The organism is Jiangella anatolica (genome assembly GCF_003236295.1).
GTDB classification, from domain to species: Bacteria; Actinomycetota; Actinomycetes; order Jiangellales; family Jiangellaceae; genus Jiangella; species Jiangella anatolica.
Map to the genome: position 1 here is coordinate 1 of NZ_POTW01000029.1, position 17,306 is coordinate 17,306.

The window sequence follows — 17,306 nt, forward strand, 5'->3', positions numbered from 1 at the left end:
GCTCTCGCCAAGAGCCTCCACGGGGTTCAACCGCGCCGGTCGCCTGGCCGCCACCCACCCCGCCAGCCGGGCCGTGACCAGGCACAGCACGATCGCCGCCAGCCCCGGCACCGGGCCGAGCGCGAGCTGGAAGTCGGCCGGCAGCAGCCCGGACCCGGCGAACGCCCGTCCCATCGCGATCCCCACGAGGTACCCGGGGATCGCGCCGAGCACCGCGGCCACCGCGCCGAGTTGCATGATCTCGGCGCCGACGAGTCGCCGGACCTGACCGCGCGTCGCGCCGACCGCCCGCAGCAGCGCGAACTCGCGCCGTCGCTGCTGGATCGACAGCGCCAGCGTGCCCGCCACCACGAACATGGCGATCAGCACGGTGGTGCCGGCCAGCGACAGCGACATGAGCGTCAGTTCGCTGCGGGCCTGGCCGATGTCGAAGAACTCCACGTTGCCGCGTGCGTCGCCGGTGTGCGTGCGCGCGCCGGGCAGCGCGTCGGCGATCCGATCGGCCAGTTCGCCGGCGGACTCGCCCTCGGCCGCGACCACCCCGATGGCGTCCCACCGGCCCGTGTCGCCGGTCCCGGCCAGCTCGCCGGCTCGCTCGTCGGTGAGGAAGACCGCCGACTCCCGCGCGTCCCCGCCGTCGCGCGACACCACGCCGGTCACCTCGTACGACGAGGCGACCCCGCCGACGGCCAGCTCGACCCGGTCGCCGGCGGACAGCCCCAGCGACGACGCCAGGCCGGCCTCGAGCGCCACCTCGTCGTCGCGCTCCGGCCCGGCGCCGTCGCCGTCGAGCGTAAATGGGGTCAGCGCCGCCGCCGACCAGCCGTGCCCGGCCACCGGCCGCGACGTCTCGGCCACGGCGCCGCCGGCCACCACGCTCACCGGAACGGACACGTCGCCGGCGGCCGACTCCACGCCGGGCAGGCCGGCCACCTCGTCCAGCGCCGACTCGGGCAGCCGGACCCGCTCGGACAGCACGAGGTCGGCGTCCTCGACCACGGGCAGCGCCTGCACGCCGCTCACCACGATGTCGGCGCCGGCGTATCGCTGGGGCGGCAGGCCGCCGCGGATGCCGGACTCCACCAGCACGCCGAGCGCCGTCACCAGCACCGAGGCGAGCAGCACGGCGAGGAACGCGCCGGCGAACCCGGCCTTGCGACCCTTGATCGTCTTGCGGGCGATGTCGCGCATGGTCACCACGCCCCGAGCTTCGTCATCCGGTCGGCGACCAGCTCGGCCGTCGGCGCGTCGAGCACGCCGGTGAGCTGCCCGTCGGCGAGGAACAGCACCCGGTCGGCGAAGGAGGCCGCGACCGGGTCGTGCGTCACCATGATCACCGTCTGGCCGCCCTCGTCGACGATCTGGCGCAGCAGCTCCAGCACCTGCCGCCCGGTGCGGGTGTCGAGCGCGCCGGTCGGCTCGTCGGCGAAGACCGCGTCGGGCCGGGTGACCAGCGCGCGAGCGATCGCCACCCGCTGCTGCTGGCCGCCGGAGAGCTGGGCCGGCCGGCGCTGCAGGTGCTCGCCGAGGCCGACCGACGCGGCCACCTGGGCGATCCAGCCGCGGTCGATCCGGCGCCCGGCCAGCCGCAGCGGCAGCGACACGTTGTCCTCGACGCTCAGCGACGAGAGCAGGTTGTAGGCCTGGAAGACGAAGCCGATGCGGTCGCGCCGGACCACCGTCAGCTCGTTGTCCGACAGCTTCGACAGCTCGGTGTCACCGAGCCGGACCGAGCCGGACGTCGGCCGGTCCAGCCCGGCCGCGCAGTGCAGGAAGGTGCTCTTGCCGGACCCGGACGGGCCCATGATCGCGGTGAAGGTGCCGGTGGCGAGGTCGACGCCGACCTCGCGCAGCGCCGTGACCTTGTTCTCGCCACTGCCGTAGACCTTGGTCACGGCGTCGAGCCGGACCGCCGGAGCCGTCATCGTGTGCACGTCGTTCCTCCTCATAGGACCTGATCACGACGCTACGAAGCGGCGGGCGCGGTCACGATCCCGCTGGCGCCCGTATCGATGGTGGTGCTGGGTATACCGACGCGGGACGATCGCTCGGGCATGCTGAACACATGGACAGAGTGCGGGCGGCGGCCGGGGCGACCAGGCGCGCGTTGCCGTTCCTGCTGCGCGGCCTCGTCAGCTCGGTGGTCGCGCTGGTCCTGCTGATCCGCGTGCTGCTGGTGGCCGTGTTCACGCTGATCGGCGTGGGCTGGCTGGCCATCCCGTCCACGGTGCGCGCGGTGCGCCGCTGGGCTCGCGGCGAGCGCCGCCGCGTCGCGAACTTCACCGGCCGCCCGGTCCCCTCGCCGTACGATCCTTCGGACGACGCGCCCGCCGTGCCGGCCCGCGTCCTGCTGGCCGAGCCGGCCACCCGCCGCGATCTCGGCTGGATGCTGTTCCACGCCCTCACCGGCCTGGTCATCGGCGTCGTGGCGCTGCTGCTGCCGCTGAGCGTCGTCAACGCCGCAGTGGTGCCGATCTACTGGTCGGCCATGCCCGAGGACGATCCGGTCCAATCGCCGTACCCGGTGACGTCCTGGCTCGACGCGCTGGGCATGCTGCCGCTCGGCCTGGGCTGGCTCGTGCTCACTCTGGTGCTGGTCCCGCTGCTGGCCAGGTGGCAGGCGGGGCTGGCCGGCCTGCTGCTGCGGCCGACGAAGGACGCCCGGCTGACCGAGCGGGTCACCGAGCTGACGGCGACCCGGGCGGCGGCGCTGGAGGCACACGGCGCCGAGCTGCGGCGCATCGAGCGCGACCTGCACGACGGCACCCAGAACCGGCTGGTCGGCGTGATCATGCACCTGGGCATCGCCGAGCGGGCGCTGCGCCGCGAGCCGGAGTCGGCGCTGCCGCTGCTGCTCAAGGCGCAGAACCAGGCCGCCGACGCGCTGAGCGAGCTGCGCGACGTCGTCCGCAGCATCTACCCGCCGATCCTGGCCGAGCGGGGGCTCGACGGCGCGCTGGCCGCGCTCGCCGCGCGCTGCCCGGTACCGTGCACGCTGCGCGCCGCCGGGCTGCGCCGGCTGCCGGCCGCGCTGGAGGCGGCCGCGTACTTCGTCGTCGCCGAGGCGCTCACCAACACCGCCAAGCACAGCGGCGCCGAGCACGCCGAGGTGACGGTCGCGCTGCGCCCGCCGACCGGGCCGGACGAAGAGGAGGCACTGGTGATCCAGGTCCGCGACGACGGCCACGGCGGCGCCGCCGAGTCCGGCGGCAGCGGCCTGGCCGGCATCCGCCGCCGGGTCGCGGCCTTCGATGGCCGCACCGAGGTCACCAGTCCCGTCGGCGGCCCGACGGTGGTCGAGGCGGTGATCCCGTGCGGGTCGTGATCGCCGAGGACGACACCCTGCTCCGCGAGGGCCTGGTCCTGCTGCTGGCCAGCGAGGACATCGAGGTGGCCGCCGCGGTCGACAACGCCGACGCCTTCCTCGCCGCGGTGGCGGAGCACCGCCCGGACGCCGCCGTCGTCGACGTCCGCCTGCCGCCCGGCTTCACCGACGAGGGCATCGCCGCGGCCGCCGCCGCGCGCCGGGAGCGGCCGGGCCTCCCCGTCCTGGTGCTGTCCGCGTACGTCGAGGACAGCTACGCCACCGAGCTGCTGGCCGACGGCGCCGACGGCGTCGGGTACCTGCTCAAGGAGCGGGTCGGCAAGGTCGAGCAGTTTCTCGACGCGCTGCGCCGGGTGGTCGCCGGCGGCACCGTCATGGACCCGGAGGTCGTCTCGCAGCTGATGGTCCGGCGCCGTTCCGACGACCCGATCCGCACGCTCACGCCGCGCGAGCGCGAGGTGCTGGCGCTGATGGCCGAGGGCCTGGCCAACCCCGACATCGCGGCGCGGCTGGTCGTCACCGAGACCGCGGTCAGCAAGCACATCCGCAGCATCTTCGCCAAGCTCGGCCTGGCGCACGGCGACACCGGGCACCGCCGCGTGCTGGCCGTCCTCGCCTACCTGAAGTCCTGAGCAACCGCCGCTACCCAGTGTTCACCCACGCATGGAAGCATGGGTGACATGGCGGAGCCGACGAAGCCGGAAGAGCGCTACCTCGACCGTGAGTTGTCCTGGCTCGCCTTCAACACGCGAGTGCTGGAGCTGGCCGAGGACCCCGACGTGCCGCTGCTGGAACGGGCCCGGTTCCTGGCCATCTTCTCCAGCAACCTCGACGAGTTCTACATGATCCGGGTGGCCGGTCTGAAGCGGCGCATCGCGGCCGGCGTCGCGTTCCCGTCGGTGAGCGGGATGATGCCGCGCGAGGTGCTGGAGCGCACCCTCGACCGCACCCGCGAGCTGATGGCCCGCCAGACCCAGTGCTTCCGCAGCGACGTGCTGCCGGGCCTGGTCAAGGAGGGCATCGACATCGCCCGCTGGGACGACCTGGACGACGCCGAGCACGTCCGGCTGCGGCGGCTGTTCAGCGAGCGGATCTTCCCGGTGCTGACGCCGCTGGCGGTCGACCCGGCGCACCCGTTCCCGTACATCTCCGGGCTGTCGCTGAACCTCGCCGTCGTCGTGCGCAACCCGCGCAACGGCACCGAGCACTTCGCCCGGGTCAAGGTGCCGCCGAACTTCCCGCGCTTCCTGCCGGTCGCCGAGCAGCGGTTCGTCCCGCTCGAGGACGTCATCGCCGCCCACCTGTCGCAGCTGTTCCCCGGTATGGAGGTGCTGCAGCACCACACGTTCCGGGTCACCCGCAACGAGGACGTCGAGGTCGAGGAGGACGACGCCGAGAACCTGCTGACCGCGATGGAGCGCGAGCTGATGCGGCGGCGGTTCGGCCCGGCGGTCCGGCTGGAGGTCGACGAGATCGTCGATCCGCACGTGCTCGACCTGCTCCAGCGCGAGCTGGGTGTCAGCGACGGCGAGACGTTCATCCTGCCCGGGCCGCTCGACCTCACCGGTCTCAACGCGATCGCCGACCTCGACCGCGCCGAGCTGCGGTACCGGCCGTTCCTGCCGGCGACGCACCGCGACCTGCGCGACGTCGAGTCCGCCTCGCCCGCGGACATGTTCGCCGCCATCTCCAAGGCCGACGTGCTGGTGCACCACCCGTACGACTCCTTCTCGACCAGCGTGCAGCGCTTCGTCGAGCAGGCCGCGGCCGACCCGCGGGTGCTGGCCATCAAGCAGACGCTGTACCGCACCAGCGGCGACTCACCCATCGTCGACGCGCTGATCGACGCGGCCGAGGCGGGCAAGCAGGTGCTCGCCGTCGTCGAGATCAAGGCCCGGTTCGACGAGCAGGCCAACATCAGCTGGGCCCGCAAGCTGGAGCAGGCCGGCGTGCACGTCGTGTACGGCCTGGTCGGGCTGAAGACGCACTGCAAGCTCTGCCTGGTGGTGCGCGACGAGTCCGGCGGCATCCGCCGCTACAGCCACATCGGCACCGGCAACTACCACCCGCGCACCGCGCGCATCTACGAGGACATGGGCCTGCTCACCGCCGACCCCGAGGTGGCCGAGGACCTCAACCACCTGTTCAACACGCTGTCCGGCTACTCGCTCGACTCCGACTACCAGCGGCTGCTGGTGGCGCCGCACGCGCTGCGCAGCGGCATCGTCGAGCGGATCGAGCGCGAGATCGAGCACCACCGCGCCGGCCGCCCGGCCCGCGTCCGGTTCAAGGCGAACAGCTTCGTCGACGAGGCGATCATCGACGCCCTGTACGAGGCGTCGGCGGCGGGTGTGCCGGTCGACATCTGGGTGCGTGGCATCTGCAGCATCCGCGCCGGAGTGCCGGGGTTGTCGGAGAACATCCGCGCCCGCAGCGTCCTCGGCCGGTTCCTGGAGCACTCGCGGATCTACTCGTTCGAGAACGGCGGCGACGCCGAGCACTGGATCGGCTCGGGCGATCTCATGCACCGCAACCTCGACCGCCGGGTCGAGGCGCTGGTGAAGCTGCGCCGGCCCGAACACGCCCGGGAGGTCGAGGGCCTGTTCGACCTCGCCTTCGACCCCGGCACCGCCTCCTGGCACCTGCGCCCGGACGGCACCTGGGAGCGGGTGCACACCGGACCCGACGGCGAGCCGCTGGCCGACATGCAACAGGTGCTCATCGAACGCAAACAGCGCCGGAGGTCCGCCACGTGAGCCGTGCGGAGCAGGCCGCCCGACCACACGTCGCTCGTGAGGTCGAGCAGAAGTTCCGCGTGCACGGCCTGTTCCGCATCCCCGACCTGTCCACGCTGCCCGGGGTCACCGCGGTCGACGTGCTCGGCGTGGTCGAGCTGGAGTCGGCCTACTACGACACCGACGACCTGCGGCTGGCCCGCGAGGGCATCACGCTGCGCCGCCGCTCCGGCGACGATGAGGGCTGGCACCTCAAGCTCCCCGCCGGCGGCGTCGGCTCGCGCGACGAGCTGCGGCTGCCGCTGGACGCCGGCGACGCGCCACCGCCCGCGCTGACCGCGCTGGTCCGGGTGATCATCCGGACGGCGCCGCTGCGGCTGGTCTCGACGCTGCGCACCACCCGGGCCCGGCAGCTCATCCGGTCCGCCGACGGCGACGTCGGCGAGCTGGTCGACGACACCGTGCACGTGGTCGGCGCCGACGGCGCCGTCGCGGCCCGGTTCCGCGAGCTGGAGCTGGAGGAGCTCGGCGGCGGCCCGCTGATCGCGACGGTGGCGGCGGCCTTGATCGAGGCCGGCGCGGTCGGCGGCGAGTTCGTCGCCAAGGTCGTCCGCGCGCTCGGCCCGAACGCCGCGGCGCCGCCGGAGGTGCCGGAGCTGCCGGCGGCCAGGCCGAAGGACGCGGCGCACGACGCGCTGGTCGCCTACCTGGCGCTGCACGTGCGGGCGCTGCGGGCGGCCGACGTCGCGTTCCGCCGCGAGCCGGCCGACCCGGAGGCCGTCCACCAGCTGCGGGTGGCGGCGCGCCGGCTGCGCAGCGGGCTGCGCACGTTCCGGCCGTTGCTGGACCGGCCCTGGGCCGAGGAGCTGCGCGCGGAGCTGTCCTGGTTCGCCCGCAGCCTCGGCGAGCTGCGCGAGGGCGACGTGCTGCGGGAACGACTGGAGCGGCACTGCGCCGATCTGCCGCCGGACCTGCCGGCCACCGAGGTGAAGCTGCTGCTGGCCGACGTGCTGGGCGGCACGGTCGCCGACGCCCGCGTCCGTGTCGGCGAGTTGCTCGACGACGACCGCTACCTCGCGCTGCACGACGCCCTGGTGCGCGCCGTCGCCCGGCCGCGGACCGGGCCCGACGCGGAACGGCCGGCCCGCGACGTGCTGCCGGAGCTGGTCGAGAAGGCCTGGAAGAAGCTCGACGGTGCCACCGACGACCTCACCGACGACGCGCCCGACGACGAGTGGCACGCCGCCCGGCTGGCCGCCAAGCGGACCCGCTACGCCGCCGAGGCCGTCGCGCCCGTGCTCGGCGGCGACGCGAAGGCGTTCGCCAAGCAGGTGGAGAAGATCACCGAGATCCTGGGCGAGCACCAGGACGCCGCCACGGCCGCCGCGAAGGCCCGCGAGCTGGCCAACTCCGAGCACGCCTCAGCCGACGTCGCCTTCGCCCTCGGAGTGCTGGCCTCGAACGAGCGCGGTCATGTGCACGCCGCCCGGGCCGCGTTCGCGGACACCTGGCCGCAGGTGCGGCGGGCGAAGTGGCGGCGCTGGATGGAGCCGTGAGCACCCGGCGCGACCCGGTGCTGGCCGCCGGCGCGGTCGTATGGCGCGAGCAGCCGGACGCGCCGGACGGCCGGGTGGAGATCTGCCTGGTGCACCGGCCCCGCTACGACGACTGGTCGCTGCCCAAGGGCAAGCTGGAGCGCGACGAGCCGCTGCTGGTCTGCGCGGTCCGCGAGGTGTTCGAGGAGACCGGGCACCGGGTCACGCTGGGCCGGCGGCTGCCGCCGCAGCGCTACGACGTCGCCGGCCGGCCCAAGGTCGTCCACTACTGGCTGGCCGAGGCTGACCCGAACGCCACCGCCCGGCTGCCCGACCACGAGGTCGACGAGGTCGTCTTCCTGCCGGCCGGGGAGGCGGTCCGGCGGCTCACCCATCCGCGCGACGCCGAACTGGTCCGCATGGCGCTGCGCGGCCCGCTGCGGACCGCGCCGCTGGTGCTGCTGCGGCACGCCAAGGCGCTGCCGCGCTCGTCGTGGACGGGCCCGGACATCGAGCGCCCGCTCGGCCCGGAGGGCACCGCCGACCTGGAGCCGCTCGGCGAGGCCCTCGCCGCACTGGGGCCGCGGCGGGTGCTGTCCAGCGACTCGGTCCGGTGTGCCGAGACGGTGCGCGCGTTCGCCCGCAAGCAGGGTCTGGTCGTCGAGCTGGAGCCGCAGCTGTCCGAGGAGAGCCTGCGGGTGCCCGAGGACGGCAGCCACCCGGCGGAAGCGCTCATCCGGACGTTGTTGCGCGACGGCCCGGCCGTGGTCTGCTCGCACCGGCCGCTGCTGCCGGTGCTGTTCCGGGCCGCCGGTGTCGACCCGGGCGACGGGCTGGAGCCCGGCGAGTTCGCCGTGCTGCACCACGAGGACGGCCACGTCGTCGCGACCGAGCGGCACGCCCCGCCCCGTCCGGGTGGCTGACGCACCCCGCGGCTTGGGGGCGGCGCGGGAACCGCTCCGCCGCTGGTTACCGACCTGTGACCGCCCCAACCGGCGGGTCGTGATCGTCCCGCAACCGACCACGCGGCCCGTTCACGTGACGGCCATCACACGGTCAGCGATCCGTTGCCTTTTCTGTGTCAGGCGTTCATTCCCCGTTCACTCTCAGCGGGGAACGGCGTCACTTCAGAAACCTACGTTCTAGGCGATACGCAAGGACGAATAGGTCCAGGAAGGACACCAGACGTGAACCTCAGCATCGTGCGCCGCACGCTGGCACCCGTCGCGGTCGCCAGCGCGGCCGCCCTCGTGCTGGCGGCCTGCGGGTCGGACCCCGAAACGGACAACTCCTCGGAGGAGTCGCCTGACGGCGGCAGCAGCGAGGGCTCCGACGGCGGCAGTGACCTGTCCGGCACCCTGAACGGCGCCGGCGCCAGCTCTCAGGAGTCGGCGGTCCAGGCCTGGATCGCCGGGTTCCAGCAGCAGAACCCCGACGTGACCATCAACTACTCGCCGGACGGTTCCGGCGCGGGCCGCGAGCAGTTCTCCTCCGGCGCGGTCGCGTTCGCCGGCTCCGACGCCGCGCTCGACGAGGAGGAGCTGGCCGCCGCCGAGACCGCGTGTGGCGCTCCGGCCGTCGACCTGCCGCTGTTCATCGACCCGATCGCGGTCGCCTACAACCTGCCCGGTGTCGACGGCCTGCAGCTGGGCCCGGTGACGCTGGCGAACATCTTCAACGGCACCATCACCACGTGGAACGACCCGGCCATCGCGGCGGACAACCCGGACGCGACGCTGCCGGACACCGCGATCACGCCGGTGCACCGCTCGGACGACTCCGGCACCACGGAGAACTTCACCGAGTACCTCGCGGCCGTCGCCCCGGCGGAGTGGCCGCACGAGCCCGACGGCGTCTTCCCGGAGTCGCTCGGTGGCGAGGCCGGCGCCCAGACCGCCGGTGTCATCGCTGCCGTCCAGGCGGCCGAGGGCACCATCGGCTACGCCAGCGCCGCCGCGGTCGGCGACCTGCAGACCGCCGCCATCGGCGTCGGCTCGGAGTTCGTCGAGTACTCGGCCGAGGCCGCCGCGGCCGTCGTCGACGCGTCGCCGCGGGCCGAGGGCCGGGCCGAGAACGACATCGCGCTGGAGCTGGCCCGCGACACCACCGAGTCCGGCGCCTACCCGATCGTGCTGGTCTCGTACACGATCGTCTGCACCGCGTACTCCGACCCGGCGGTCGGCGACCTGGTGAAGGCCTACGTCGGCTACGTCGCCAGCGACGAGGGCCAGCAGGCCGCCGCCGACGCTGCCGGCTCGGCGCCGATCTCGCCGGAGCTGCAGGCCGAGATCCAGGCGGTCGTGGAGTCGATCGAGGTCGGCTGAGTCCTATCCTGTGCACGAAGTTCGACGTCGCCGGGCGGCTCGTCCCACTGTGGGACGGACCGCCCGGCGTCCGCACGACATCCGGTTGACCCGCGAGACCTCCACGACCCGGAGCTGACGCCGTGACCACCACCAAACCTCCGCCGACCGAACCGCCCGCCGTCGCGCCGCGGGCCAAGGCGCGACCAGGCGACCGCATCTTCTCCCGGTCCGCACAGCTCGCGGGCATCCTGATCCTGGTCATCCTGGCCGGCGTGGCCGCGTTCCTCGTCCGCGAGGCGCTGCCCACGTTCACGGCCGACCCGTCGGAGATCGACGGCGGCGAGGGCTTCTTCTCCTACGTCTGGCCCCTGGTGTTCGGCACGCTGGCCGCCGCGATCATCGCGCTCGTCGTGGCGACGCCGCTGGCGCTGGGCATCGCGCTGTTCATCTCGCACTACGCGCCGCGCCGGCTCGCGCAGGGCCTGGGCTACGTCGTCGACCTGCTGGCCGCGATCCCCAGCGTCGTGTTCGGCCTGTGGGGCATCCAGTGGCTGGCGCCGCAGGTGCAGCCGGCCTGGACCTGGCTGGCCGACAACCTCGGCTTCATCCCGATCTTCACCGGCCCGGCCTCGGCCACCGGCCGGACGATGATGACGGCCGGCGTGGTGCTCGCCGTCATGATCCTGCCGATCATCACCGCGATCGCCCGCGAGGTCTTCCTGCAGACGCCCACGCTGCACGAGGAGGCCGCGCTGGCGCTGGGCGCGACCCGCTGGGAGATGATCCGGATGGCGGTCATCCCGTTCGGCCGGCCCGGCATCATCTCCGGCATCATGCTCGGCCTGGGCCGCGCGCTGGGCGAGACGATGGCGGTGGCCATGGTGCTCTCCACCGGCGGGTTCACCTGGTCGATGGTGACCGCCGGCAACAGCACGATCGCCGCGGAGATCGCCCTGGACTTCCCCGACTCGTCGGGGCTGAAGACCAACACGCTGATCGCCGCCGGCCTGGTGCTGTTCGCCATCACGCTGGCCGTGAACATGTTCGCCCGCTGGATCGTGTCGCGCCGCAGTGAGTTCTCGGGGGCCAACTGATGTCCGTAGCCACCAAGCCGCCTGCCCAGAACTCGCTGGCGCACAACCAGCTGCCGCGGTACACGACGCAGCTCGTGCTCGTCGCCTCGGCCGCGGCCGGCGCCGGCGTGTCCGCCCTGTGGGGCGGGTTCTCCATCGTCTCCTTCGCGGTCCTCTCGGTGCTGATCTTCGTGATCGTCAACACCGTGCTGTCCGCCGTCGTCGAGGGCCGCCGCAAGGCCGTCGACAAGCTGGTCACCAGCCTCGTCTACACCGCGTTCGGCCTCGCGCTGGTGCCGCTGATCTCGGTCATCTGGTCGGTGCTCGACAACGGCACCGCCCGGTTCAGCATGGACTTCCTGACGACGTCGATGCGCAACGTCACCGGCCTGAACGACCAGGAGGCGCTGGAGGGCGCCGCGCCGTTCATCGGCGGCGCGTACCACGCGATCCTCGGCACGTTCCTCATCACCGCCCTGGCGACGCTCATCTCGGTGCCGATCGGCCTGCTCACCTCGATCTACCTGGTGGAGTACGGCCGCGGCCGGCTGGCCCGGTCGATCACGTTCTTCGTCGACGTGATGACCGGCATCCCGTCGATCGTCGCCGGCCTGTTCGCCGCCGCGCTGTTCGCAGTGCTGTTCGGCGTCGGCACCCGCAACGGGTTCGCCGGCGCCGTCGCGCTGTCGGTGCTGATGATCCCGGTGGTCGTGCGCTCCAGCGAGGAGATGCTGCGGATCGTGCCGAACGAGCTGCGGGAGGCGGCCTACGCGCTGGGCGTGCCGAAGTGGCGCACGATCGTCAAGGTCGTCGTGCCGACGGCGATCAGCGGCATCGCCAGCGGCGTCACGCTGGCCATCGCCCGCGTCGTCGGCGAGACCGCGCCGCTGATCGTCACCGCCGGCTTCACGTCGTCGATCAACACCAACCCGTTCTCCGACTGGATGATGTCGCTGCCCGCGTACGTTTACAGTCAGGCGTTGCGCCCGTTGTCCGGTTCGTCACCGCAGCCGAGCTTCGACCGGGCCTGGGCCGCGGCGCTGACGCTGATCCTCATCGTCATGCTGCTCAACCTGGTCGCCCGCCTCATCGCCCGCCTGTTCGCCCCGAAGACCGGCCGCTAGAGCAAGGAAACCGCCCTTATGTCCAAGCGCATCGACGTCGGCGATCTCAACGTCTACTACGGCAACTTCCTCGCGGTCGAGGGTGTGTCGATGGCCATCGAGCCCCGCTCGGTCACGGCCTTCATCGGCCCGTCCGGCTGCGGGAAGTCCACCTTCATCCGCACGCTCAACCGCATGCACGAGGTCATCCCCGGTGCGCGGGTGCAGGGCAAGGTGCTGCTCGACGGCGAGGACCTCTACGGTCCCAGCGTCGACCCCGTCACCGTCCGGCGCCAGGTCGGCATGGTGTTCCAGCGCCCGAACCCGTTCCCGACGATGTCCATCCGCGACAACGTGCTGGCCGGCATGAAGCTCAACAGCAACCGCATGAGCAAGAGCGCGGCCAACGAGGTCGTCGAGCGGTCGCTGCAGGGCGCGAACCTGTGGAACGAGGTCAAGGACCGCCTCGACAAGCCCGGCTCGGGCCTCTCCGGCGGCCAGCAGCAGCGCCTGTGCATCGCCCGGGCCATCGCCGTCCAGCCGGACGTGCTGCTGATGGACGAGCCGTGCTCGGCGCTGGACCCGATCTCGACGCTGGCCATCGAGGACCTGATCGGCGAGCTGAAGCAGAACTACACGATCGTCATCGTGACGCACAACATGCAGCAGGCCGCCCGGGTCAGCGACCGCACGGCGTTCTTCAACATCGCCGGCACCGGCAAGCCCGGCAAGCTGATCGAGATGGACGACACCACGAAGATGTTCACCAACCCGAGCGTGAAGGCGACCGAGGACTACGTCTCCGGCCGCTTCGGCTGACGCTCAGAGTGAGTTGAGTCCCGGGACCAGGTGCAGCAGGCCGTAGCTGAGCGCGGCCGCCAGCCCGGCCATCGGGATGGTGAGCACCCAGGCGGTGACGATGTTGCCGGCGACGCCCCAGCGCACCGCCGACAGCCGCTTCGTCGCGCCGACGCCGATGACGGCTGACGTGATCGTCTGGGTGGTCGAGATCGGCGCGTGATAGGCGAACGCCGTCGTGTAGAGGACGCCGGCCGCGACGGACTCGGCGGCGAAGCCCATCGGCGGGTCCAGGTGCACGATGCGGCGGCCGAGCGTGCGCATGATCCGCCAGCCGCCGGCGTACGTGCCCGCCGCGAGCGCCGTCGCCGCCAGCACGATCACCCACCACTGGACGTCGAAGCCGGACTGGTAGCCGCCCACCACCAGCGCCAGCGTGATCACGCCCATCGTCTTCTGCGCGTCCTGCAGCCCGTGGCCGAGCGCCATCGCGGCCGCGCTGAACGTCTGCGCCAGCCGGAAGCCGCGGTTCACCCGGCCCGGATGGGACCGCCGGAAGATCCACTGGATCGCCGTCATCACCAGGAACGCGAGGGCGAAGCCGACGACGGGCGAGACCACCATCGGGATGACGACCTTCTCCAGGATGCCGGTCCACTTCACGGTGTTCGCCGACGCGATGGCCGCGCCGACCAGCCCGCCGATCAGCGCGTGCGACGAGGACGACGGCAGCCCGAGCCACCAGGTGATGAGGTTCCAGGCGATCGCACCCACCAGCGCGGCCAGCACGACCAGCAGCCCGCTGTCGCCCTCGGGCGCCTCGATGATGCCGGCGCCGACCGTCTGCGCGACGCCGGTGCCGAGGAACGCGCCGACGAGGTTCATCGCCGCCGCCATCAACAGCGCCGCTCGCGGCGTGAGCGCCCGGGTGGACACCGACGTGGCGATCGCGTTCGCGGCGTCGTGGAAGCCGTTCGTGTAGTCGAACGACAGCGCGACGACGATCACCGTCAGGATGAGCGCGAGCTCCACCCGCTCACGACTCCTTGATGGCGATCTGCTCGACGATGTTCGCGACCGTCTCGAAGCCGTCGACCGCCGACTCCAGCGTGTCGACGACGTCCTTGAGCTTGTGCACCGTCAGCGCGTCGTACTCACCGGAGAAGATCCGCGCCAGCAGCCGCCGGTAGTCCTGGTCGGCCTGGTTCTCCAGCCGGTTGACCTCGATCCAGTAGTCGGTCAGGTCGGACGGGGTCTGCAGCCGCGGCATCGCGCCGGCGGTCAGCTCGGCGGCCCGGTCCAGGACGTCGACCAGGTCGCCGACGCCGGAGGGCAGGTCGCCGACGCGGTACAGCACCATCAGGTCCAGCGCCGCCTCGACGTCGTCGAGCACGTCGTCCAGCGCGCCGGAGAGCCGGTAGATGTCCTCCCGGTCGAACGGCGTCACGAACGTCGAGTTGACCCGCCGGACGATCTCGTGGGTGTGTTCGTCGCCCTGGTGCTCGACCTCCTTCAGCCGGACCGCGATCTCGGCGCGGTCGGCGTCGGACGCGAGCGCCTCGGACAGCAGACGCACGCCCTCGCGCAGGTTGCTCGCGGAGGCGGCGAACAGGTCGAAGAAGGCGTTGTCTCGCGGAGAAAAGCGCACGAAACTCCTCTGTCGGACGTTGGCGAACGGTGGAATGCTAGACCGTGAACAGTCTGTGACGTGTCACACGTTCGCCTTTCTCACCAGTGGATCTTCAGCCGGGCCACCACGTGAGGTCGTTCATGGACAGATCGGCGGGCCACCAGCCGCCGCCGAACGAGTCGAAGACCAGCACCGCGCCGCAGGCCGCGACGAAGAGCACGCCGAGCACCGCCCAGCCCAGGTTCCGGGACCGGTCCAGCGGCGCGAGCAGCGACCGGATCCCGTGCCGGCTGCGCACCGTGCCGGGCCCGCGCCAGACCAACCAGGTCCCCACGATCGCCGCCGCGACCGACGGAGTGCGCGCACCGCCGACGTCCAGCAGGTCCAGCGCGCCGCCGACCAGGAACGCGCCGCTTGCCGCCAGCAGCAGCTGGGCCAGGCACGGCAGCGCCGCCGCGACGACGTCCCAGGGCGCGGCCAGCGCCGCCAGTACGGAGTCGTTGCGCTGCGCGCCGCGCGCCTCGCGCCGTTCGTACAGCCGCCGCTGGATCCGCCAGACGATCCGGCCGGTCAGCAGGACGGCGAACGCGACGACGGCGCCGGCGTACGGCGCGGCCGCGGTCAGGAACACCAGCAGGAGCCCGCCCAAGCCGATGGCCAGCCGGGACCGCCAGCTGCCCGGCGCGATCGACTCGCCGCCCGGCCGGGGCGGCGGCACCGCCAGCGGCGACGGCCGCGGCTGCTGGCGGGCCGGCCGCTCGCGGTTGCGCTGCTCGTGGCCCGGCAGCGGCGGCGGATGGACCTGCGTCGGCGGGACGTACGGCGGCGGCTGCACCTGGGTGGGCGGGACGTACGGCGGCGCGGCGGCCGTCGGCGCGGCCGGCATCGGCGCCGCGGCCAGCGGAGGAGGAGGCACCGGCGCGATCACCGCGGTGTCGTCGAGGAGCGGTGGCGGCGCGGTGACCGTCGGCGGCTCGGCGCCGAGGGCGGGCGGTGCCGCGGCGATCGTCGGCGGCTCGGACGTACCGAGCGCCCGGGCCAGCGCCTGGACGACCGGGCGGCGGGCCGGGTCGGGCGCCAGCGCGGCGTCGAGCACCGTCGCCAGCCACGCCTCGACGCCGGTGAGGTCGTGCTCGCCGCGCCGGATGCGGTCGAGGACGGCCAGATCCGGTCCGCCGCCGTACGGCGGCCGGCCGGTGGCGGCGTAGGCGAGCGTGGCGCCCCAGGCGTGTACGTCGGTGGCCGGGGTCGGGTCGTGGCCCAGCACGGTCTCGGGGGCGAAGTAGCCGGGCGTGCCCGAGATGAGGCCGGTCGCGGTCAGCCGGGTGTCGTCGGTGGCGTGCGCGATGCCGAAGTCGATCAGCACCGGCCCGCCCGGCGCCAGCATGACGTTGCCGGGCTTGATGTCGCGGTGCACGACGCCGGCCTCGTGCACCGACGTCAGCGCCTCGAGCAGGCCGTGCGCCAGGATCCGCAGGTCGGCGGCGGCCAGCGGGCCGTGCTCGGCCACCCACGTGCTGAGCGGGACGCCGTCGACGAAGCGAGTGACGATGTAGGGCGGGTCGGCCGACACGTCGGCGTCGAGGACCTCCGCGACGCGGTCGCCGCGGACCCGGACCAGCGTCGCGACCTCGCGCTCGAACCGGCGCCGGCCGTCGGTGCCGCCGACCAGCCACGGCCGCAGCGTCTTCACCGCGACCGAGCGGCCGTCCGGAGCGGTCGCCAAGTACACGACCCCCATGCCACCCTCGCCGAGCTGCCGGAGCACCCGGTAGGGGCCGATGTGGGTGAGTTCGGCCGGCCTCGCATCCACACGTAGACGGTAACCGACGGGGGCGCGGCGAGGCATTCGCGAGCCACGCCGGGCGAGCGCCACGTCTGCGGGCCTGCGGCGTGGTTTGCTATGACGAACACGATTGATCATGGGGGTGCGCCGGGCCGAGGTGCCCGGCTCGAGGAGGACCGGCGATGGGCAGCCAGGGCCAGGCGACGGCTCAGCACGACACGACGGAGGCACCGTCGCGGCTGCCGCGCATGCGCCGGCCGGCCGGGCCGGCGGGCCCGCCGGCCCGCACCCCGTCCGCCCGGCGTGGGCCCGTTCCGGCCGACACGGGCCGGGCCAGCCGGAGCATCCGGCTGGACAGCCTCGCCCGCGAGCTGCACGCCGCCGGCCGCCAGGGCCGCACGTCGTCGTGGCTGGCCGAGCGGCTCGGCGTGTCCGCGCGGACGGTGAAGCGCGACGTGATCGCGCTGCAGCAGTCCGGCGTCCCGATCCGGGCGTCGAGCGGGCCGCAGGGCGGCTACGTCATCGACCAGGCCGGACAGCGCAACCTCACGCTCACCCCGGACGAGGCGCTGGCCATCGTCGTCGGGCTGCAGGCGGTGCCTGACCAGCCGTTCGCCGCCGCCGGCGCGGCCGCCGCGGCGAAGGTGCTGCGCGCCGTCCCGCCGGACCGCCGGGCCGAGGTCACCGACGTCGCCGAGCGGATCTGGATCCGCCCCGGCGAGCCCGCCCCCGAGGCCGACGACGGCGTCCGCTCCGTGCTGGCCACCGCGATTCGCGAGCACCGCGTCGTCCTGCTCGACCACGCACCCGCCGACGACGGCGAGGTCGCGCTAACCGAGCAGGTGGAGCCGCTCGGTTTCGCCCACTCCCGCGGCGCCTGGTTCGTGCTCGCGTGGAGCCGCGAGGCCGACGCCGGCCGCTGGTTCCAGCTCGACCACGTGTCCGCGGCGCAGCCCACCCACGAGACGTTCCAGCCCCGCGACGTGCGCGAGATCTTCCGCCCCGTTCCATGATC

15 protein-coding genes are annotated in these 17,306 nt (G+C 73.1%); 10 read left to right on the forward strand and 5 right to left on the reverse strand.

Annotated features, from left to right (window positions below):
• On the reverse strand, positions 1-1,191 hold a 1,191-nt coding region (locus C1I92_RS13955), incomplete at its 3' end, for an ABC transporter permease (protein ID WP_233507000.1).
• Between the two features lie 2 nt (positions 1,192-1,193).
• Complete coding sequence (locus tag C1I92_RS13960; protein WP_111255270.1) at positions 1,194-1,949, reverse strand: ABC transporter ATP-binding protein; 756 nt, start codon at positions 1,947-1,949, stop codon at positions 1,194-1,196.
• 116 nt (positions 1,950-2,065) lie between these two features.
• On the opposite strand from C1I92_RS13960, the gene C1I92_RS13965 reads away from it, so the two are divergent.
• The 9 genes from C1I92_RS13965 (at position 2,066) to pstB (ending at position 12,896) form a co-directional block, all read left to right on the forward strand.
• On the forward strand, positions 2,066-3,325 hold the full coding sequence (locus C1I92_RS13965) for a sensor histidine kinase (protein ID WP_111255271.1): 1,260 nt from the start codon (positions 2,066-2,068) through the stop codon (positions 3,323-3,325).
• A complete protein-coding gene (locus C1I92_RS13970; protein WP_111255272.1) occupies positions 3,313-3,957 on the forward strand; it encodes a response regulator in 645 nt (214 codons plus the stop codon). Before C1I92_RS13965 ends, C1I92_RS13970 begins: the two co-directional genes overlap by 13 nt.
• Before the next feature lie 39 nt (positions 3,958-3,996).
• On the forward strand, positions 3,997-6,081 hold the full coding sequence (locus tag C1I92_RS13975) for an RNA degradosome polyphosphate kinase (protein WP_111255273.1): 2,085 nt from the start codon (positions 3,997-3,999) through the stop codon (positions 6,079-6,081).
• Positions 6,078-7,616 carry a CYTH and CHAD domain-containing protein gene (locus C1I92_RS13980; RefSeq protein WP_158564123.1) on the forward strand — a complete coding sequence of 513 codons (1,539 nt, stop codon included), beginning with the start codon at positions 6,078-6,080 and terminating at the stop codon, positions 7,614-7,616. The genes C1I92_RS13975 and C1I92_RS13980 overlap by 4 nt, the downstream gene beginning before the upstream one ends.
• Positions 7,613-8,518, forward strand: a complete 906-nt coding sequence (locus C1I92_RS13985) for an NUDIX hydrolase (RefSeq protein WP_158564124.1) — start codon at positions 7,613-7,615, stop codon at positions 8,516-8,518. The genes C1I92_RS13980 and C1I92_RS13985 overlap by 4 nt, the downstream gene beginning before the upstream one ends.
• 264 nt (positions 8,519-8,782) lie before the next feature.
• On the forward strand, positions 8,783-9,919 hold the full coding sequence (gene pstS / locus C1I92_RS13990) for a phosphate ABC transporter substrate-binding protein PstS (protein ID WP_199521217.1): 1,137 nt from the start codon (positions 8,783-8,785) through the stop codon (positions 9,917-9,919).
• Between the two features lie 122 nt (positions 9,920-10,041).
• Complete coding sequence (gene pstC / locus C1I92_RS13995) at positions 10,042-10,995, forward strand: phosphate ABC transporter permease subunit PstC (protein ID WP_111255275.1); 954 nt, start codon at positions 10,042-10,044, stop codon at positions 10,993-10,995.
• Positions 10,995-12,098, forward strand: a complete 1,104-nt coding sequence (gene pstA / locus C1I92_RS14000; protein ID WP_111255276.1) for a phosphate ABC transporter permease PstA — start codon at positions 10,995-10,997, stop codon at positions 12,096-12,098. Before pstC ends, pstA begins: the two co-directional genes overlap by 1 nt.
• A gap of 18 nt (positions 12,099-12,116) precedes the next feature.
• Positions 12,117-12,896, forward strand: a complete 780-nt coding sequence (pstB, locus tag C1I92_RS14005) for a phosphate ABC transporter ATP-binding protein PstB (RefSeq protein WP_111255277.1) — start codon at positions 12,117-12,119, stop codon at positions 12,894-12,896.
• A gap of 3 nt (positions 12,897-12,899) precedes the next feature.
• Here the strand turns inward: pstB and C1I92_RS14010 are convergent, their stop codons facing one another.
• From C1I92_RS14010 to C1I92_RS14020, 3 genes are all read right to left on the reverse strand, one after another.
• Positions 12,900-13,907 (reverse strand): inorganic phosphate transporter, encoded by a 1,008-nt coding sequence (locus tag C1I92_RS14010; protein ID WP_111255278.1) that lies wholly within the window; start codon positions 13,905-13,907, stop codon positions 12,900-12,902.
• A 4-nt stretch (positions 13,908-13,911) separates the two neighbouring features.
• A complete protein-coding gene (locus tag C1I92_RS14015; protein WP_111255279.1) occupies positions 13,912-14,523 on the reverse strand; it encodes a DUF47 domain-containing protein in 612 nt (203 codons plus the stop codon).
• 94 nt (positions 14,524-14,617) lie between these two features.
• The gene (locus tag C1I92_RS14020) at positions 14,618-16,318 is read right to left on the reverse strand and encodes a serine/threonine-protein kinase (RefSeq protein ID WP_158564125.1); all 1,701 of its coding nucleotides are present in this window, start codon (positions 16,316-16,318) and stop codon (positions 14,618-14,620) included.
• A gap of 155 nt (positions 16,319-16,473) precedes the next feature.
• Here C1I92_RS14020 and C1I92_RS14025 point away from each other — a divergent pair, with 155 nt between their 5' ends.
• The gene (locus tag C1I92_RS14025) at positions 16,474-17,304 is read left to right on the forward strand and encodes a helix-turn-helix transcriptional regulator (protein WP_111255281.1); all 831 of its coding nucleotides are present in this window, start codon (positions 16,474-16,476) and stop codon (positions 17,302-17,304) included.
• The last annotated feature ends 2 nt before the right edge of the window (positions 17,305-17,306 follow it).